The sequence below is a fragment of the Actinacidiphila alni genome, from assembly GCF_900112845.1.
GTDB lineage: Bacteria > Actinomycetota > Actinomycetes > Streptomycetales > Streptomycetaceae > Actinacidiphila > Actinacidiphila alni.
Genome location: NZ_FONG01000001.1, coordinates 31,918 through 51,282 on the forward strand (window position 1 = coordinate 31,918; position 19,365 = coordinate 51,282).

Below are 19,365 nucleotides of genomic sequence, written 5' to 3' on the forward strand. Positions count from 1 at the left end.
CAGGAATCGTCCCCCGCCCGCCCGACGTTCTGCAAGCGCCTGCACATAGGCGGTCAACTTCCTTTGATGCCCGCTGTATTGACCCGTCTGCAAGCGCGTGCAAGCCTTCTGTCCACGGAGGTGAGGCATGACCGCCATGCACCGCAGGAGAGCCGCCCTCGTCGGGACCGGCCACCGCGCCCAGTTGTTCACCGAGGGCCTGGCCCGCCGCGACGGACTGGAACTGGTGGCGTTCTGCGACCCCAACCCGGTACGGATGGCCCACCACAACCGGCTGCTCACCGCCGCAGGGCGTCCCGAGGCCCGGACGTATCCGCCGGACGCCTTCGAGCGGATGCTGCGGTCCGAGGGCGTGGAGGAGGTCGTCGTCACCACCGTCGACGCCACCCACGACGCGTACATCGTGCCCGCGCTGCGGGCCGGCTGCCGGGTGGTGACCGAGAAGCCGATGACGACCGACGGCGAGCGCTGCCGGCGCATCCTGGACACCGTGGCGGAGACCGGCAGCCCGCTGGCCGTCGCCTTCAACTACCGTTTCAACCCGGTGCACGAGCGGGTCAGGGCCGAACTGGCCGCGGGCGCCGTCGGCGAGGTGCTCTCGGTGCACTTCGAGTGGCTGCTCGACGTGCGGCACGGCGCCGACTACTTCCGCCGCTGGCACCGGGAGAAGGCCAACAGCGGTGGCCTGATGGTGCACAAGGCGGGCCACCACTTCGACCTCGTCAACTGGTGGCTCGGCGCTCGCCCGCGGCGCGTCTACGGGGCGGGACGGCTCGCCTTCTACGGCCGGGAGAACGGCGAACGCACCGGCCTGCGCCGCGACTACGACCGGGCGCACGGCGCGCCCGCCGCGGCCGACGACCCCTTCGCGCTGCACCTGGCCGACAACGAGGGCCTGCGCTCGCTCTACCTCGACGCGGAGGGCGCGGACGGCTACCACCGCGACCGCAACGTCTTCGGCGACGGCATCACCATCGAGGACGACATGGCCGTCCTGGTGCAGTACGACACGGGCGCGTCGATGTCCTATCACCTCACGGCGTACGCGCCCTGGGAGGGCTACCGGGTGATGTTCAGCGGCACCGGGGGCCGGCTGGAGCTGGAGGTCGTGGAGAGCCACTGGCAGCGGCCGAGCGCCCGGCTGTCGTCCGCGAAGGGCGCGGTGCACGGCGACACCGCGCTGGACAACGCGGGCGGCGCGCGCATCCTGCTGCGCCCGCTGTGGGAGCCGCCGCGCGAGCTGAAGGTCCCGGAATTCGACCACGCGGGCCACGGCGGCGGCGACGCGCGGATGCTGCGCACCCTCTACGACGGCGAGCCGGGACCCGCGTCGACCGCGGCCGACGGCGCGTGGGCGCTGGCCACCGGGCTCGCCGCCAACGCGTCCTTCGCCACCGGCGAGGCGGTCGACACCGCGGACGTGGTCCGCGTCCCATGAGCGCGACCATGGCCGACGTGGCGCGCGAGGCCGGGGTGTCCGCGTCCACCGTCTCGCGCACCTTCAGCCTGCCGGAGACCGTCCGGGCCGACACCCGCGAGCGGGTGCTCGCGGTGGCCCGGCGGCTGGACTTCAGCCCCAACAGGACGGCCAGTTCGCTCGCCAGGGGCCGCACCGGTGCCCTCGGCCTGCTGGTGCCCGACATCGCCAACCCGTACTTCGGGGAGATCGTCAAGTCGGTGCAGCGGCGGGCCAGGACCGCGGACCGCGCCCTGTTCCTCACCGAGACCGGCGACGCGCACGACGAGGCGTACGGCCTGGCGAAGGCGATGGCCCGGCAGACCGACGGGCTGCTGCTCGCGGGGCCGCGGATGCCCGAGGACATGCTCCGCTCGCTCGCCGCGGCCGGACCGGTCGCACTCATCGGCCTGCACGTCCCGCAGACCGACTGCGCCTACGCCGAACTGCCGGTCGGCATGCGGCAGGCGGTCCGCCACCTCGCCGCGCTCGGCCACCGCAGGATCGTGTACGTCAACGGCACCAGGACGGCACGCACCGCTGGCTTCCGGCGGCTGATGCGCGCCGCCTGCGACGAATTCCGCGTCGAACTCGTCGAGCACCTCGGCCCGTTCGACCTCACCTACGACAACGGGCGGGCCGCCGCCGACCTCGTGCCGACCAGCGGGGCCACCGCGGTGATCGCCCACAACGACATGGTCGCGCACGGCGTCGCGGGCGGCCTGGCCCGTCAAGGCCGTTCCGTGCCGGGGGACTTCAGCCTGATCACGGTCGACGACACCTACCTGGCCCGCGCCATCCATCCGGCGCTGACCGCCGTCCATGTGCCCATCGACGCGATGGGCGCGCACGGCGTCGACCTGCTGCTGGCCCGGATCGCCGACCCGCAGGGCCCGCCCCGGCTGGTCGCCCTGCCCACCGCGCTGACCGTCCGCGAGTCCACCGGCCGGGCGCCCGCCCCCTGACGCGGGCGCCCGTCCGGTGCCGTCACCGACGGCCCGCGCCGCTGAAGGGATAGTGCCGCGCGGGGTCGTACACCGGCACCGGATTGCAGAGGTTGACGCCCGGCTCGCCGCGCAGGTGGAAGGCGCTGGGATACGGCCGCTCCGGCGCCGTGATCCGTGTGGACGACGGGATGTAACGGATCGTCAGGCCGCAGCGGCGGTGCGACGAGGTGTTGGCCGCGCTGCCGTGCACGATCGCCGGATGGTGCACCTCCACGTCACCGGGCGCGAGCACCATGTCGACGGCCGCCGACTCGTCGACCTCGACCGCGATCTCCTCGCCCAGCACATTGTCGACGTCGGTGTTGGCCCGCATCGCGGCGATCCCGCCCCGGTGGCTGCCCGGGACCAGCCGGACGCAGCCGTTCTCCGGCGTGGAGCGGTCCACGGCCAGCCACAGCGTCACCACCCGCATCGGCTCCAGCGGCCAGAAGGCCGCGTCCTGGTGCCACAGCACCGCCTGGCCCGTGTACGGCGGCTTGCTGATGTAGTGCGAGGCGAACAGGTCGATGTCGGGCCCGACGAACAGCTCCGCGATGTCGAGCAGCCGCGGGTCGGCGACCAGCCGCACCCAGAACGGGTCGTCGCGCATCAGGGTGTGGCCGAGCTGCTCGGTCCGCAGCCCCGGATGGCGGCGGCGCAGCCAGTCCACGTGCCCCGCGGCCTCCGCGATCAGCTCCTGGTCCAGGACGCCGCGGAAGATCGCGTAACCGTCGGTCTCGAAGCGGTCGAGCACACCGGGCTCTGTCGTCCCGGCGTCGGTGTCAGCCATCGGGTGCCTCCAGGATGCGTACGGGGCCGGACGTCCCGGCCCGGTGGGTGCGGCCGTCCACGGCCGCCGCGGCGCGGCCGTCGGCCAGCCGCAGATCGATCTCGTGGCCGCGGTAGCGCAGCCCGCGCAGTTCGACGGCGCCCGGCAGCCAGGCGGGCGGCGCCCAGTCCAGCGCGCCGTCCGGGCGCGGCCGCAGCCCCGCGAGACCGGTGAGCACCGCCTCCGCGCCGGTCAGCCCGGCGATCACATTGGCGCGCCGGCCGCGCGGCGGTGCGGCCGGCCGGTCGCAGTAGTGGTCCTGCGGGTAGTACGGGAAGTGCGCGCCGAGCCACAGCACCCGGGACAGCACGTCCCACGCCGTCCGGTCCTCGCCGCGCTCCCACAGCGTGAGCGCCAACTGCGGCGCCTCGCCGGTGTAGGCGCCGCCGCCCGACCAGTCGACGTCGCCGAGTTCGTAGTGCGGGCCGTCCTCCGCCGAGACGCTGCTGACCCCGTACGGGCCGAGGAAGGCGCCCTCGCGCAGGTGCGACAGCAGGGCCGCGGCCATCTCCGGTGTGCAGGCGCCGGCCCGCAGCGCGTCGAACGCCTGGACGGAGTAGGCGAGTTCGCCGTGCCCGTCCGGATAGCGGCTGCGGAACCAGCCCGCCCGCGCGTCCCACAGCTCGGTGCGCACCGCCCGCAGGATCCGGCCGGCCCGCGCGCGCAGCTCCGCCACCGGCAGCGCGGCGCCGGTCGCCTCCGCCAGCTCCGCCAACAGGTCCAGGCTCCAGGCGCGTTCGGCGTTGGGGCTGGCGACGACGTGCTCCCAGCCGGAGCCGCGCATCTCCAGCAGATTGTGCTGCGAGCCGTAGTCCCGCAGCTCGCCGGCCGCAGGGAAGCGGTCGGCGAGGCGGTACTCCGTCTCGTGCAGCCGGGCGAGCAGGCCGGGGCCCAGCCCGTCGTGGCAGGCCGCCGCATGCGCCAGCATCACCAGCGACCAGCCGCTGTAGGCGTACGCGACACCCGTGCCCGTACCGTCGGGCGCGATCGCGTAATGGTCCGTCAGATCCGCCTTGACCATGGTCTCCAGCACATCGCCCACCGCGCCGCCGAGCATCAGCGCGAGGGTGTGCGGCGCATAGCCGCCGGTGTCCCAGGCGTACGCGCACAGCGCGCCGCCGTCGATGCCGGAGGTCGCCACGAAGGGCGAGGTCGCGAAGGCCGGGTTGTCCCACAGGCAGACCAGACCGCTGGCCAGCGAGCGCCGGTAGTACGCGTCGAGCCCCGGCACATCGGTGACCAGCCGCGGCACCCGGGCGAGCGCCTTCGCGGTCCTGGCCGCCGTACGCTCGCGGGAGGCGCGCGCCCACTCCCGCGGTGATCCGCCGCGGACACCGTCCCCGATCCGTACGGCCAGCGCGCAGTCGCCCTCGCCGCCCGGATCGAGCCTCAACTCCAGTCCCTCGTGGACGAGTTCGGCGCGGGTGCGGCCGGTCAGCTCCGGCAGCGGCGGCATCCAGCCCCAGTCGCCGAGCGGCACCCGGCCCACGGGACCCGACGTCAGCTCGGGCAGCACGCGGACGTCCAGCGGGTGGTCGCCCCGGTTGCGGACCCGGATCAGCAGGGCGTAGCCGGGCTGCCCGTACAGCGGGGTCAGGGTGCTGCGCACCGACAGCGACACCAGCCGGCCGCCGGTGTCCCTGCGGTGGTAGGTGCCGTGCCGCTCGATGCCGTCCAGCCGCCAGACGCCGCCGGCCAGCAGCAGGCCGCCGCCCGCGATGCCGGGGGTGCCGTTGTCCTCGATGCGCACGCCGCCGGCCTCGAAGGCGACCGAGAGCCGGGCCTGCGGCGCCGCGTGCGGCGGGGCGTAGCAGGCGCCGACCCCGCACACCGTGCCCGGCACCAGCGCCGCCGTGGACCAGCCGCTGCCGGTCCACAGGGTCTCCGCCACGCTCCGCCGCAGGTCGAAGTCGAAGTCGGCGCCCGCGTATCCCCCCGCTTCCCCGCGTTCCTCGGCCGCGTCCCGCGCCGCGCCGGGCCCCGTCACCGGCCCGCCCGGAGTCCGGCCACGGCGACCGTGCGCCGGTCCCGCGCGGACTCGTACGCCGCGAGGATCACCGTGAGGACGTCCGTGCCCTCCTGCTCGGTGTGCGGCGGGCGGACCCCGGCGGTGAGCCGGGCGGTGAAGTCCGCGCAGACGGCGGGCACCGAGTCCACCGTGGGAAAGCTCGTCGTCTCGGTCCCGCCGCCGCGCTGCCGGTGGCGCAGCGTCGTGCCGTCGCTCCACAGGCTGCCGCGCTCGCCCGCCACGGCGAACATCCCGGTGCCGGGCGCCGGGTCGTACGCCCAGCTGGTGACGATCTCGCCGACCGCGCCGCCCTCGAAGCGGACCAGCACCCGCGCCGAGTCCTCGCCCTCCATGAAGGACAGCCGGTGCGTGCTGAGCAGCGCGGTCACCTCGGCGGGCCTGGCGCCTGCCAGGTGCAGCAGCAGATAGGCGGGGTGGTAGCCGGTGTCGATCAGTTCGCCGCCGCCGCTGGTGGCGGTGTGTGCCCGCCAGCCCATCGTGGCCGGGTCGAAGTCGTTGAAGAAGCTGTCGGCGGTGCGCAGGTCGTAGACCCGGCCGAGCGCGCCTGTGTCGATCAGCTCCTTGGCGCGGGCGACCGCGGGCAGCGTCAGCTGATTGTGCGCGCACATCAGGGTGACGCCCGCGGCGCGCACCGCGTCCGCGATCCGCCCGGCCTCCGCGACGGTCAGGCACAGCGGCTTCTCGCACAGGACGTGCTTGCCCGCCTCGGCGGCCGCGACGATCGCCTCCGCGTGCAGATGGTGCGGCAGGCAGATGTCGACGGCGTCCACGCCGCCGTCCTCGAGCAGCTCCCGGTAGTCGGTGAACACCCGTGCGCCGCCCGCCTGTTGCGCGCGCTCGGCGGCGACGGCGGCGTCCACGTCCGCCACCGCGGCGATCGTGGCCCGCTCCGGTACGGACAGGTGGCCGCGGACGTGCTTGCGGGAGATGTTCCCGCAGCCGATGATCCCTATGGTGACGGTCATACGGCGCTCCCCGCGACGGTGGTCCCGGTGCCGGTCCCGGCACTGTTCATGGCGGCTTCCATCAGCCGGGTCAGGTCCAGGCCGAGCGCGAGGTTCTCCTGCGGCCTGCTGCCCTCGGTGATGTGCCGCACGAAGTGCTCGAAGGGTGTGCCCGAACGTGGCGGCAGCGCGCGTTCGCGCCATTGCCCGTCGGTGTCGACCAGCAGCCGCGGCTCGGGTGTGCCGTAAAGAGCGCTGCCGCGCGTGCCGTGCAGTTCGATGCCGAACGGCGAGCGGGCGGCGGCGAATCCGGCCTCGACCACGCCGAGCGCGCCGTCGGCGCAGCGCAGGACGGCGACCGCGTTGTCGTCCACGGCGCGCCCGGTGACATGGCCGAGGACCGCGGTCACCGACTCCGGCATCCGGCCGAGGAACAGCCGGGCCAGATACATCGGGTGGCAGCCGAGGTCGATCAGCGCGCCGCCGGCCGTCTGCGCCGGGTCGTAGAAGTGGCCGGGCAGCCAGCCGTCGCCGAGCGCGCCGTCGTGCGCCAGCCCGACCCGTACCGAGGTGAGGTCGCCCAGCGCCCCCTCGGCGAGCAACTCCCTGATCGCCAGGGTGTATCCGTCGTACAGCCGGGGGAGTGCGAGCATCAGGACCGTGTCCGCCTTCTCGGCGGCGGCCACGATCGGCTCGCACTCGGCGTAGGTGGGCGCGAGCACCTTCTCGGTGAGGACGTGCTTGCCCGCCTCGGCCGCGGCGGTGATCACCTCCCGGTGCGCGGTGGTCGGCGCGGTGACCACCACCGCGTCCACATCGGTACGGGCCAGCAGCCCGGCCAGGTCCCGGTGGAAATCGGCGCCCAGTTCGGCGGCCCACCGCCGGCCGCGGCCGGGATCCTCGTCCCAGACCGCGACGGTCTCGGTGCCGGGATGCTCGGCGGCCTGCCGGGCGTAGTCGCGTGCGTGTACGTGCCAGAAGCTCAACAGGGCGAGACGCAGAGGCACTTGGTGTCCTTTCCGGACGGAAGGAGGCACAGATCAGGTCCCGGCCGAGGTGCTAGCCCTTGACGGCGCCGGCCAGGCCGTTGACGAAGTAGCGCTGGAGCAGCAGGAAGATGACGACGATCGGCAGCAGCGAGATCACCGAACCCGCGCACAGGAACGTCCAGTCGGTGGAGTTCTGGCCGAGGAAGGAGTACATCCCCACCGGCAGCGTGTGCAGTTCGGGCTTGGAGAGCGTGAAGACCAGCGGGATGAAGAAGCTGTTCCAGGCCGTGATGCAGGTGAACAGGCCGACGGTCGCCAGCATCGGTCCGGACAGCGGCAGCATCACCCGCCAGAAGGTCTGGTGGAAGCTCGCGCCGTCCACCCGGGCCGCGTCCTCGATCTCCCGGTCCATCGTGGAGAAGTAGCCCATGAACAGGAAGGTCGCGAAGACCAGGCTGCTGGAGGACTGGACGATGATCACCGCCCACAGGGTGTTCAGCAGATGCAGCCCGCGCACGATGTCGAAGATCGGGATGATCGTGTAGCCGTGCGGCAGGAACAGGGTGACCGAGATCAGCCCGATCACCGCCTTGCGGCCGGGGAATTCGGTGCGGGCCAGCACGTATCCGGCCATCGAGGTCGCGGCCAGGGTGAGCACCACCGCGCCGCCCGCGACCAGCACGGTGTTGACGAAGTACTTCTCGAAGGACGCCTCCTTCCAGGCGCCGGAGTAGTTGGAGACCATGACGTGCTTCGGGATCGGATTCAGGCCCTGGCTGAAGAAGCCGTCGGCGCTCTTGAAGGAGCTGCCCAGCGTCCACAGGAAGGGGAACAGCCAGATCAGGCCGCCGATCAGCAGCAGCACATGGGTCGCCGAACGCCCCGCGGCGCGGCGGGCGTTGACAGCGGGGCGGCGGCCGGCCGGCCGCGGTCCGGGCGCGGGGCGCCGTGCGGTGAGCAGTGCCATGCGGGTGTCCTCCTTCACCCGCGCCCGGCGGCGCGGCGCTTGGCGATGGAGCGGAAGATCAGCACCTGGAGCACCGAGAAACCGATGAGCAGCAGGCCGTAGAAGAAGGACGCGGCCGACGCGAGGCCCACGTCCGGCTGGGTGGCCGCGGCCTGGTTCCCGCCGAACGCCAGGTGGTAGATGTAGGTGTTGACGACTTCGGTGCCGAAGTACGGTCCGCCGTTGGTCAGCACCTGCACCAGGTCGAAGACCTGGAAGGAGCCGATGAAGGCCAGGATCACGATCATCAGGCCGACCGAACGGAGCATCGGCACCGTGATGTGGAGGAACGTCCTGACCGGCCCGGCGCCGTCGATCCGCGCCGCCTCGTTGATCTCCTCGGGGATGGTCTGGAGCCCGGCCAGGAAGTAGACCAGGTTGTAGCCGAGGGTCTGCCAGATGCCGACGAGGATGATGATCCCCATCGCGATCCTCGGATTGCCCAGCCAGTCCACCGGGGTGTCGATGATGTGCGCGTCGAGCAGCCAGCTGTTGAACGTGTCACCGAAGTTGGACAGCATCAGCTGCACGACGACACCGACGACGGCCGGTGACGTCACCACCGGCAGGAAGAACAGCGTGCGGTAGAAGGCGGAGAAGCGCAGCTTCTTGTTGTTGAGGACCAGGGCCAGCGCCAGCGCGATCACCAGCTGCACCGGGACGACGACGATCGCGTAGACGAAGGTGTGCGCGACCGAGTCCCAGAAGATCGAATCGTGCGCGATCTGCCGGAAGTTGTCGAGGCCGACGAAGTCCGAGGGCTCGCCGATGCCGTTCCAGCGGTAGAAGGTGTAGACCAGCGAGCCGAAGATCGGGTAGACGACGAAGGTCAGCAGGAGGGCCAGCAGCGGCAGGATGTAGAGATAGCTCCAGCGCGCCGCCCACAGCCGGGTCCGCAGCGGGGCCTTCGGCGGTGGGGCGGCGGTGGCGGGACCGGACCCGCCGCGGTGCGCGGGCGGGCTCGGCGCCGTGTCGACGAGGGGCACGGGTGACCTCCGTTCTGTGCCCGGGCGCCGGGCGCCCGGGACGCGCTACGCGGGCTTGTTGACGTACGGCTTGGTCGGGTCCCAGTCGGCGAAGACGTAGTCGGCGAGGCCGACCTTGGCGCCCTTGGCCTGCGCCGCCTTCACCCCGTCGGCCAGCGCCTTGTTCCTGCGGTCCTCCAGCGCGCTGAGCGCCGCCCCCATGTCCTTGAGCTGCCCGGTGTAGAGCCCGGCCGTGACGTCCGGCAGATCCGGCTTGACCGCGGGCACGACGACCTGGGACACCTCGGGGTTGCGGATCGCGGGCACCGGCCACGGCAGCGCGTACCTGCGGGTGTCCACGTACTGCTGGAACTGCGGGGAGGTGATCTTCGCCTGGTCATTGGCCCGCGGGAACACCGACAGGCCCTGTCCGGCCTCGACCCAGCGGCGGCCGGCCTCGACGCTGTGCAGATGGTCGAACCAGGCCCATGCCTCGTCGGTCAGCGCGGCCGCCTTCGACACCCCGAACACCCGGCCGCCGGGCGGGTAGTAGAAGAACGCCTTGGGGGTCGTGGTCGGCGACGGCAGCGTTGTCAGGCTGTAGTCGGAGAAGTGGTGCTCGGCCCAGGTGGGCTGGTTCCACACCCCGCCGACGGTGATGCCGAACTTGCCGCGCTCGAAGAACGCCCGCGCCTGCTCGTCGCCGATGCTCATCGCGCTCGGGTAGATGTAGCCCTTCTTCTTCCACTCCAGCAGCAGCGTCAGGAAGTCGGCGTAATTGCGGTCGGAGCCGAAGGTCCACTTCCCGACCCGGTAGTCCGGGCCGTCGGTGCCGTATCCGGCGGGGGAGCCGGCGCCGCGGACGAACAGCTCGATCCACCAGGTCAGGGTGGCGTTCTGGGCGTTGCCGAAGCCGATGCCGTGCGCCTTGCCGCCGCTCTTCTTGGTGATCGCCTCGGCCGCCAGCGTCACGTCGTCCCACGTCCTGGGGAGCTTGACGCTGCCGTCGGGGTTGGTGATGCCGGCCTGCTTGAACAGGCCGTTGTGGATGTAGAGCTGGAGCCAGGGGGCGGCGCCGCCGAAGGGCGCGCTGTAGACCTTGCCGTCGACCATGTCGACGCCGTTGAAGAAGCTGCCCTGCGGGAAACGGGACTGCCAGGCCGCCGTGGCGCGGGCGTCCAGCGGCTCCAGCCAGCCCTGCGCGACCTGGTCGGGGAAGGCGGGGGTGGACGGGATCTGGAAGAAGTCCGGGGCGTCGCCGCCGCGGAACGCCAGATTGATCAGGTCCGGGTACTTGTCGCTGACCTGGACCGTCCGCTTGATCCTGATCTTCGGGTTGGCCTTCTCGAAGACCGCTATCTCGTTCTTGATCCACGGTTCCTGGCTGACGAACCAGTCCCAGTGGGTGACGGTCCTCGTGCCGGACGGCGTGGACTTGGCGGACGAGGACGAACAGGCGGTCAGGCCGCCGCCGAGCGCGGCGGAAGCGGTGAGGAAGCCGCGTCTGCTGATCGGGGACATGGGGCTACGCTCCGTTCTTGAGCGATGCGTCGTCGATGAGGAGGTCGTTGGTCCCCGCGGCCGTACTGACCCACCATTCGGCGTGGTCGAGGGTCTTGCCGAAGGACAGGGGTACGGCGCCGGCCGACGCGAGATGTGTCCAGCCGCCGGTGGTCACCGTGCCGCTCGCGAGCGGCACCGACTCCGACGTGCCGTCGGTGTAGCTGAGCTTGATCTTGATCTGCGCGGTGGTGCTCGACACCCCGCCGCCCGCCAGCCGCACCCAGGCGTCCGAGGTGTAGCGCTGCCCGTTCGCCACCTGGACACCCTGCGCCGGCCCTTGCCACTCGGCGGTCCGCCCGGTGGAGCGGACGGCCACCTGGCCGGCGTGGAAGGTCGTGGTGTCGGGCTTCACCGTGCTGGGGCTGAAGCCGTACCAGCCGACGCTGCCCTTCTCCGCGTCGGCGTTGCCGAGCAACTCGGTGTCGTCGGAGGGCGTTCCGTCGGCCACGACGGTGACCGTCCTGCCCGCGTTGGTCGCCAGATCCACATGGACCTTCTCGGTGGCGCCGTTCGCCGTCACCGTGACCACGTAGTCCCCGAGGAAACCGCGGGTGGTGTACGCGCCCGCGCTGTCGGTGGTGCCGGACGCGTTGGTCCACCACTGCCTGGTCACCAGGTCGTGCCAGACCTGGCCGTTGGGCTTGAGCGACCAGTCGGCGTTGTAGAGCGCCGCCAGCGGGTTCCAGATGTTCTTCTCCCAGATCCCGAAGGTGCTGATCGCGGTCACGTCGGGCTGGCTGAAGAGGATCGTCATGAAGTCGCGGGTGTAGTCCGCCTGGAGCTGCTGGTCGGTGGTCGGGATGTCGAACTCGGTGGCCTCCAGCGGCAGTCCGAGCGCCGCGTACCGGTTCAGCAGGTCGTAGACGTCCTGCGGCGGGGTGGGCTGGAGACCGGTGAAGTGGCTTTCCAGGCCGAGGCCCTGGAGCGGGTAGCCGCCGTTCTTGATCCGGGTGACGAGGCCGGTGATGTAGTCCTGGTGGCGCTTGTCCCAGCCGTTGTCCTCCAGCAGGTCGTAGTCGTTGAGCACCAGCTTCGCCTTGGGGTCCGCCTGCCGGGCGAGGTTGTACCAGCGATTGATCTCGTCCGGGCCCATGATGTCCTGCACGTTGTGCTCGGAGTAGGGCTCGTTGACCACGTCCCAGGTGTCGACCTGGCCGGTCAGGGCGCTCGCCTCGTCGGTGATGTGGGTGTCGATCCGGGACCGCAGCGCGGTCCTGTCGCCCGCCAGGCCCTGCACATCGGCGGGCATGTTGCCCCACGACGGCCAGATCAGATTGTGGCCGCGGAAGTCGAGCCCCTGCTCACGCACCCACTTCAGGGCGGGCAGCGTGACGGTGGCGCGCTCGGTGGTGTTCTCCCAGTGGTTCCACTTGAGGTTGTTGCCGAAGGTGACCCGGTTGAAGTCGCCGTTGGTCACCGCCTGCCGGTACTTCTGGCCGTCGGCGGTGTTCGCCATCATCGTCGCCGCGTCGACCGCGGTGCCGAAGCCGAAGGCGTGGTCCTGCATGTCGGCCTTCACCGTGGCGCCGGGCACCGGGTGTCCCGCGGCGTCCACCACCTTCACCGTCAGACCGCCCTTGCGGTACTGGTCGATACGGGCGTCGGCCGCCGCGCGCCAGGAGGCGTCCGCGTCCCGGCCCGCGTAGCTGATCGTCGGATAGCCGGCCGGAGTGCCCTGGCCCCAGTCGGTGACCGACACCCCGGCGATCTGGAAGGTCTGGGCGCCGTAGCCCAGCCAGAACTGGAAGTGCGCCTCGCCGGGCGCGTAGTCCTCGGCGATCCGGAAGGGATAACTGAACTTCGTCCAGGTGCTGGTGAAGCGCAGCGGCGCGGTCGCGGACTTCTTGAAGCTGCCGCCGTCCCGTTCGAAGACGGCGGTCGCGTAGCCGGCGTCCTGCCCGGCGGCGGGGGTGACCGAACGCGCCCAGAAGGTCATCACCGCCGCGTCGTCGGTCTTCACCGACGCGACGGTCCCGGCGCCGAGCGCGTACTCGTACTCACCGTCGAGGCCCGCGCTCGTGGGCGCGGCCGTGGTGGTGATCTGGAGTGCCCGGCTGAAATCGGAACTGCCGGTGACCGGGACGATCTGCGTCTGCGGTGCGGGACTTCCCTTGGTCTGGGTGAATGCGGGCAGCGGATCGGCCGGCAGGATCTGCACGGGATCCGCGGCGCGGGCCGCGGTCGGCGCGAACTGCACCGTGAATGCGGCCAGCAACAGTGTGGCGACACATACTCCTGTCTTTTTCGGCAGGCCGAAATGCCTCATGGACAAACCCCTTTGGGGAATGGTGGGCACGGCGCTCTCTGCTCCGTGCGGCGGCTGCGGGAGCCGTGAAAGGAAAGGGAAAGCCGGGGACGTACGGGTTCAGCCGGTGGCCGGTACGGCTCCTGTGCTGTCCCGGACGACGAGTTCGGTGGGGAGGACGGGGTGCGGGTCGGCGGCGGGCTCCGCCGCCGGGTCCAGGGCGGTCAGCAGCAGCCGGGCCGCCTGCCTGCCCATGTCGGTGAACGGTTGGCGGATGGTGGTCAGGGCCGGGCGGACGTGCGAGGCCGCGTCGATGTCGTTGAAGCCGATCACCGACACGTCCTCGGGCACCCGCAGCCCGCGCTCGGCCAGCGTGTCGAGCAGCGTGAAGGCCGCCGAGTCGTGGAAGGCGAAGATCGCCGTCGGCCGGCGCGCGGCGGGCAGCGCCATCAGCTCACCGGTGCGTTCCCGGATCAGCTGGTGCTCGAAGTCCGTCTCGGCCTCCAGCGCGGGATCGGGCTCGATCCCGGCCTCGGCGAGCGCGTCCCGCAGGCCGCGGCGGCGCTCCCTGACGTAGGGGTGGTCGACGGGGCCGAGGACGCAGGCGATCCTGCGGTGCCCGAGACCGATCAGATGGCGGCCCGCGGCGAGGCCGCCCGCGTAGTTGTCCGCGCCCACGGACGGCAGGTCGCGGGCGCCGCCGACCGTGTCGATCAGCACGATCGGCATACCGGCCCGGTGCAGGTCGGTCAGCCGGTCCAGCGGCTGCCCGTCGTGCGTGACGACCAGCAGCCCGGCGCTCAGTCCCGAACTGAGGACGCGGTCCACGACGCTGTCGTAGTCCCGCTCGTTGGTGCTGGTGAACAGCACGATCTCGTACTTGGTGTCCTCGACGACCTTGGCCACGCCGTAGTTGACATTGGCCATGAAACGCCAGGTCAGACCAGGCACGATCATGCCGATCAGCCCGGTGTCGCCCTTGGCGAGCGCGGTCGCCGCGAAGCTGGGGACGTAGTTGTGGCGGCGCATGACCTCCAGCACACGACGGCGCGTGGCCGGGTCCACCTTGGGGCTGTCGTTCAGCACCAGGGAGACCGTGGACTTCGAGAGCCCGGAGAGCCGTGCGATATCGCGGATGGTCAGTTTCGCCATCACGGTCCCTTCTCTTGGACTGGTCCAATACGGGGGTGGGATACGGCTGTTGGACCAGTCCAACCGTGATTCTGGAAGCTAGTGTTGGACTGGTCCAACGTCAATGCGTCGCGCAGAAACTGTTGTTGGGGATTTCGGCGGTACGGGCCGGGGGAGTGCCGTGCGCGCGGCCGTCATCGCCGCTTAGGAAAGGCTTTCCTGTCTCGCTCCGGACGCGGGTTACCCTTACCCGACTGCGCCGTACGGGTGGCGCGGCGATCCGGACGAGGAGAGGACGGCGCGGTGGAGCGAGCCGCAGCGCGGCGGGCCGGGCTGCCCGCGCCGCGCCGCATGCCCGAGCGGCTGTCCGTACGCGACCAGGTGCTCGGCGAGCTGCGGCACGCCCTGGTCACCGGCGAGCTGCCGCCCGGCACCGTGCACTCCGCGCCCGCGCTCGCGAGCCGCTACGGGGTGTCCGCGACGCCCGTCCGCGAGGCCATGCAGCTGCTGGCCAGGGAAGGCGCGGTCGAGGTGCTGCCCAACCGCGGCTTCCGGATCACCGAACGCAGCTCCCGCGACCTGGCCGAGCTGGCCGAGATACGCGCCCTGCTGGAGGTGCCGGTGGTGCTGGGCCTGGCCCGCAGCGTGGCCGCCGACCGCTGGGAGGCGCTGCGCCCGCTGGCCGAGGCCACCGTCACCGCCGCCGCGCTCGGCGACCGGGCCGCCTACGCCGAGTCCGACCGCGCCTTCCACCGCGCGATGCTCGCCCTGTCCGGCAATCTCCAGCTCGTCTCGGTCGCCGACGAACTGCACCGCCGCGCGCAGTGGCCGCTGGCCGTCCGGCACCCCTCGCGCGCCACCCGCCCGGCCGAGCTGCTCGCCGACGCCACCGAGCACGCCGTGCTGCTCGACGCGCTCGTCTCGGGCGACCTCGACACCGTCGAAGCGCTGGTCAGGGAGCATTTCTCCGGCTCCGCCCGGGGCTGAGCACGGGCTGACCACGCCTGGACGCGCGCGTATGCCGGTGAGCGCGTGGGCCATGGTCCGCGGCGGGCCCGCAGGCGTTGGCTTGAGCCATGACACCGACAGCGACACACCACGAGAACGTGCTGGTCCTCGGCGGCACCGGCAAGACCGGCCGCCGGGTCGCGGCGGGACTGCGGGCCCGCGGCCGGCACGTCCGGATCGGCTCCCGGGCCGGTGAGCCGCCCTTCCTCTGGGAGGACCGCGCCACCTGGCCCAAGGCCCTGGACGGCGCCACCGCCGCCTACATCGCCTACTCGCCGGACCTGGCCGCCCCCGAGGGCGCCGACGACGTCGGTGCCTTCGCCGCGCTCGCCGTCGAGCTGGGCGTACGCCGACTCGTCCTGCTCTCCGGCCGCGGCGAGGCGGGCGCGCTGCGCGGCGAGCAGGCCGTCCGGGACAGCGGCGCCGACTGGACGATCGTACGGGCGAGCTGGTTCGCCCAGAACTTCAGCGAGGACTATCTGCTGGGGCCCGTGCTCGCCGGCGAGATCGCGCTGCCCGCGGGCGATGTCGGCGAGCCGTTCGTCGACGCCGACGACATCGCGGACGTCGCCGTCGCCGCTTTCACCGAGGACGGGCACGTCGGGCGGCTCTACGAGGTCACCGGGCCCCGGTTGCTCACCTTCGGCGAGGCGGTCGCGGAGATCGGGCGTGCCTCCGGGCGCGACATCAGGTACACGTACCTGCCCGTCGACCAGTACGGTGCCGCTCTCGCCGCCGACGGGGTGCCCGAGGAAGTCGTCGGGCTCCTCACCGCTCTCTTCGCCGAGGTCCTCGACGGTCGCAACGCCCACCTCTCGGACGGCGTCCACCAGGCCCTCGGTCGCGGCCCGCGCGACTTCTCCGCCTATGCCCGCGCCACCGCTGCCGCTGGCATATGGACTCCCTGACTCCGGGTACCCCCTCTCCCCGCGGAGCGCGGCGCCTGTTCTCCTGCGGAGGGCGGTGCGTGATCCCCTGGCGGGGGTGCCTTCTTGCCTGACGGCGAGCGAGGTCTTTTAGGGGCGCGGGGACGCGGCGCTGCGCTGACGGAAGTGGGTGCCCGAAAGGGGCGCGGGGAACTGCGCGGCCCGCCCCCACCGGCCGGTGGTCGCAAAAACAACAGCGTCTGCCCCGCTGGTGGCGGCTTTTCGCCTGAAGGCGCGCGCGGGCTGAGCGCGCAGTTCCCCGCGCCCCTGAAGGTGAACGTCCTCCGCAAGTGCAGCGCCGCGTCCCCGCGCCCCTGGAGGGGCACCCTCCTCCGCCGGAGGGGGCCGTCCTCCGCGCGTGCGGGTTCAGAGGGTGTCGGCCCTAGCGGGAGGCGTAAAGGCTGGGGCCAGCCAGGCGGGGACGTTGTCGAGGAGAGCGTAGAGGCGGGCGGCCTCGAGGCGGAGCCGTTCCGCCTCGGGCTCGTCCTCGACGTCGGCGAGAGCGAGCAGCGCGGGCGCGGTACCGACGAGGTGGCCGAGGGAAACGCGGATCCGGAGCGACTCGGAGAAGCCGTGCCGGGCCTCGGCCAGATCACCCTCGGCGGCGGCGAGCCCGGCGAGGTGCCGCCAGGTGAAGGAGGTGAGGAAGACGTCACCGTGCGCGACGGCCCCGGCGTGCGCACGCCGGTACGCGGCACGGGCCGCGGCCGGATTGGCCGCGAGATTCTCCGCGACCAGCCCGCGCCGGAAATCCAGCAGGGGCCGCCCGGGCGAGGCGGGGGAGAGCAGCGCGGCGGCCCGCCCGAAAGCGGAGCTGGCCTCGTCGGCCCGGTCCCGTACCGAGAAGAGCGTGGCGCCGTACGCCAGATACCCCCGCTCCGAGGCCGCGGCCCCGCGCTCCTCGTCGGTGCCGGCCAGCGCCTCGGCGGCGCGCAGCGCGTCCTCCGCCTCGGCCCAGCCGTCGAGATGGTAGAAGCACCCCTCGACCAGCAGCTCCGCCCTCCGCAGCGCGGCACCCGGATGGTCGGCGCAGTACGGCGCGAGCAGTGCCGCTGCCTCCGCCCAGCAGCCGCGTGCCCGCAGCCGCCATACGTCCGGTTCCCCGACCACCGATTCCGACAGGGCGGTATCCGCCACAGCCTCTCCCCCAAGCGCGTCGTCGAGCGAGTGTGAGTTCCGTGCAGTGGCGGAAGTCCAACACGCGCCGGGGGTCCACGCCAAGGGGTTGGAGATCACCTTTTGTGAACGGGATCACTAACGCCGGGTCAGCAGGTGGGACGGCCTGGCAGGTGAATTTGTGAAGACGTCCGCGTGCCGTGCCGACGACGCCCGCACCAGCGGCGTCAGCTCATCCGCAGCGCGAGGAAGAAGTCCAACTTGTCCTCCAGCCGGGACAGATCACGTCCCGTCAGCTGTTCGATCCGCCCGATGCGGTACCGCAGCGTGTTCACATGCAGGTGCAGCCGCGTCGCGCAGCGCGTCCAGGAGCCGTCGCACTCCAGGAACGCCTCCAGCGTCGGGATCAGCTCGGCGCGGTGCCTGCGGTCGTAGGCGCGCAGCGGGTCGAGCAGCCGGGCGGTGAAGGCGCGGCGCACGTCGTCCGGGACGAAGGGCAGCAGCAGGACGTGCGAGGCCAGCTCCTCGTGCCCGGCGACACAGACCCGGCCGGGGCGGGCGGCGGCCACCCGGCGGGCGTGCCTGGCCTCCTCCAGGGCGCCGCGCAGCCCCTCGGCGGAGTGCACGGCGGCGCTGACGCCGATGGTGAGCCGGCCGTCCTCGGCCAGCCCGCGGCTCAGCGGGCCGCGCAGCACCTCCAGCAGGCGGTCGGCGTGCAGCACACCGGTGGAGCCGGGGGAGTCCTCAGGGGTGTCCTCCCCGGGAGCAGGATCCCGCGGGGGCCCGGGCAGCGGTACGAGGGCCATCGCCTTGTCGTCGGAGTGCGCCACCGCGATCCGGTCCGCCGCGTCGGGTCCCGACTCCGCCGGATCGGCCAGCGCCTCTTCGAGCAGCGCCTGGGCGACCGGGCCCGACGACACGTCGCCGCCGGCCCAGTCGACCCGGGCGACCACGATCTGCCAGTGCGGCGCGCCGCCCGCGCCGGGCACCAGGACGGGCGCGGCGGCCCGCAGCCGGGCGCCGATCTCGGCCGGCGGCGCCCCGCCGCGCACCAGCTCGAAGACCTCAGCGGCCAGCCGCCGTCGTACGGTGCGGGCCGCGTCCCGCCGTTCCCGCTCCACCGCGATGAGCTGGGTGACACCGTGCAGCAGGTCGAGCCGCTCGGCGGACCACTCACCGGCGTCCGCCTCGACGGCCAGGAACCAGTCGGAGAGCACGGTGGCCCGTACGTCGGTGTCGGCGGCGCGGACCGGGAAGAGCGAGTAGACCCGGCCGCCCTGCACGGCCACCCGGTGCGGGGCCGGGCGCGCGGTGCGGGCGGCGGCCTGCTGGGCGCCGGCCAGCTCGGCGCGGACCTGGGCGGGCAGCGGCCGGTCGACGCCGCCGATCTGGCGGCCCACCGAGGACAGCACCCAGGCCCGCAGGTCCAGGTCGCTGCCGAGCAGCCCGAGGACCGCGTCGGGGCCGCCGCCCGCGGGCCCGGAGGACATCAGCCGCCGGTGCCGGTCCACCACGGCCGCCAGGTCGCCGGCGCGCCCGCTGGAGACCTGCCGGACCACGTATTCGGTGACGGTGGCGAAGGCGACCTTCTCGTCCACCGCGAACAGCGGCAGCCGGTGCCGTACGCAGGCCGCCACCAGGTCCTCCGGGATCGGGCCCAGCTCCGCCTCGCCGGCCGCGAGGGCCGCCACACCGGCGCCCGCCAGCAGCCGGACGAAGGGCTCGGAGTCGCGCGGGCCGCGCCGCCAGGCCAGGCCGGTGAGCACCAGCTCGCCGCCGGTCAGATAGCGGCTCGGATCGCGCAGATCCGTGGTCATCACGCCGCGGACCGTACGGTCCAGCTCCTCCTCGCCGCCGAGCAGCCGCAGGCCGAGTGCCTCGGTTTCCAGCAGTGCGCGCAGCCGCATGGTCGTCGCCTCTTGTTCTCGGCCCGGTCGGTGGTCGGTGATGGTCGGGTTGCCGGTGGTCGGTGTTCGGTGGTCGGTCGTCGGTGGTGATCGTGGTCCGTGGCGGTCGGTGATCGCGTGGGCCCGGGGGCCGCAGTCCCGGAAGTCTCGGACACCGGTGTTGCGGGTGCGATGCCGCGACGTTTCGGAGCGGGCCCTTTCGGAGGAATCTACAAGACCCACCCCCTGGCCAGCCAACCGCTTCATGGTTTCGGTGACTGCACCC

General features: G+C 72.4%; 15 protein-coding genes. 4 read left to right on the forward strand and 11 right to left on the reverse strand.

All coding sequences use genetic code 11. The annotated features are described in order from the left end of the window. Positions 1-127: 127 nt before the first annotated feature. Together BM076_RS00125 and BM076_RS00130 are read left to right on the forward strand one after the other, a co-directional pair. Positions 128-1,438 (forward strand): Gfo/Idh/MocA family protein, encoded by a 1,311-nt coding sequence (locus BM076_RS00125; protein ID WP_093711225.1) that lies wholly within the window; start codon positions 128-130, stop codon positions 1,436-1,438. After that, complete coding sequence (locus BM076_RS00130; protein WP_093711226.1) at positions 1,435-2,421, forward strand: LacI family DNA-binding transcriptional regulator; 987 nt, start codon at positions 1,435-1,437, stop codon at positions 2,419-2,421. Before BM076_RS00125 ends, BM076_RS00130 begins: the two co-directional genes overlap by 4 nt. Positions 2,422-2,443: 22 nt before the next feature. Here BM076_RS00130 and BM076_RS00135 read toward each other — a convergent pair whose 3' ends face one another. The 9 genes from BM076_RS00135 to BM076_RS00175 form a co-directional block, all read right to left on the reverse strand. After that, positions 2,444-3,232 carry a phytanoyl-CoA dioxygenase family protein gene (locus tag BM076_RS00135; RefSeq protein ID WP_093711227.1) on the reverse strand — a complete coding sequence of 263 codons (789 nt, stop codon included), beginning with the start codon at positions 3,230-3,232 and terminating at the stop codon, positions 2,444-2,446. After that, a complete protein-coding gene (locus tag BM076_RS00140) occupies positions 3,225-5,258 on the reverse strand; it encodes an MGH1-like glycoside hydrolase domain-containing protein (protein WP_093711228.1) in 2,034 nt (677 codons plus the stop codon). The genes BM076_RS00135 and BM076_RS00140 overlap by 8 nt, the downstream gene beginning before the upstream one ends. Continuing rightward, on the reverse strand, positions 5,255-6,265 hold the full coding sequence (locus BM076_RS00145) for a Gfo/Idh/MocA family protein (RefSeq protein ID WP_093711229.1): 1,011 nt from the start codon (positions 6,263-6,265) through the stop codon (positions 5,255-5,257). Before BM076_RS00145 ends, BM076_RS00140 begins: the two co-directional genes overlap by 4 nt. After that, positions 6,262-7,251, reverse strand: a complete 990-nt coding sequence (locus BM076_RS00150; protein WP_218160018.1) for a Gfo/Idh/MocA family protein — start codon at positions 7,249-7,251, stop codon at positions 6,262-6,264. The genes BM076_RS00145 and BM076_RS00150 overlap by 4 nt, the downstream gene beginning before the upstream one ends. Before the next feature lie 52 nt (positions 7,252-7,303). Further along, positions 7,304-8,200 (reverse strand): carbohydrate ABC transporter permease, encoded by an 897-nt coding sequence (locus tag BM076_RS00155; RefSeq protein WP_093711230.1) that lies wholly within the window; start codon positions 8,198-8,200, stop codon positions 7,304-7,306. Between the two features lie 14 nt (positions 8,201-8,214). Then, the gene (locus BM076_RS00160) at positions 8,215-9,225 is read right to left on the reverse strand and encodes a carbohydrate ABC transporter permease (RefSeq protein WP_093711231.1); all 1,011 of its coding nucleotides are present in this window, start codon (positions 9,223-9,225) and stop codon (positions 8,215-8,217) included. A gap of 45 nt (positions 9,226-9,270) precedes the next feature. Beyond that, positions 9,271-10,725 (reverse strand): ABC transporter substrate-binding protein, encoded by a 1,455-nt coding sequence (locus tag BM076_RS00165; RefSeq protein ID WP_093711232.1) that lies wholly within the window; start codon positions 10,723-10,725, stop codon positions 9,271-9,273. A gap of 4 nt (positions 10,726-10,729) precedes the next feature. Further along, on the reverse strand, positions 10,730-13,033 hold the full coding sequence (locus BM076_RS00170; protein ID WP_093711233.1) for an endo-1,4-beta-xylanase: 2,304 nt from the start codon (positions 13,031-13,033) through the stop codon (positions 10,730-10,732). Positions 13,034-13,132: 99 nt separating this feature from the next. Next, entirely contained in the window at positions 13,133-14,164 is a 1,032-nt protein-coding gene (locus BM076_RS00175) for a LacI family DNA-binding transcriptional regulator (RefSeq protein WP_093711234.1), read from the reverse strand. Between the two features lie 246 nt (positions 14,165-14,410). Here BM076_RS00175 and BM076_RS00180 point away from each other — a divergent pair, with 246 nt between their 5' ends. Further along, complete coding sequence (locus BM076_RS00180) at positions 14,411-15,130, forward strand: GntR family transcriptional regulator (protein WP_407640596.1); 720 nt, start codon at positions 14,411-14,413, stop codon at positions 15,128-15,130. 89 nt (positions 15,131-15,219) lie between these two features. Further along, the gene (locus BM076_RS00185; RefSeq protein WP_093711235.1) at positions 15,220-16,059 is read left to right on the forward strand and encodes a Rossmann-fold NAD(P)-binding domain-containing protein; all 840 of its coding nucleotides are present in this window, start codon (positions 15,220-15,222) and stop codon (positions 16,057-16,059) included. A 384-nt stretch (positions 16,060-16,443) separates the two neighbouring features. Here BM076_RS00185 and BM076_RS00190 read toward each other — a convergent pair whose 3' ends face one another. After that, entirely contained in the window at positions 16,444-17,214 is a 771-nt protein-coding gene (locus tag BM076_RS00190) for a hypothetical protein (protein ID WP_093711236.1), read from the reverse strand. Between the two features lie 206 nt (positions 17,215-17,420). Continuing rightward, positions 17,421-19,100 carry a PucR family transcriptional regulator gene (locus BM076_RS00195; protein WP_093711237.1) on the reverse strand — a complete coding sequence of 560 codons (1,680 nt, stop codon included), beginning with the start codon at positions 19,098-19,100 and terminating at the stop codon, positions 17,421-17,423. Between the last annotated feature and the right edge of the window lie 265 nt (positions 19,101-19,365).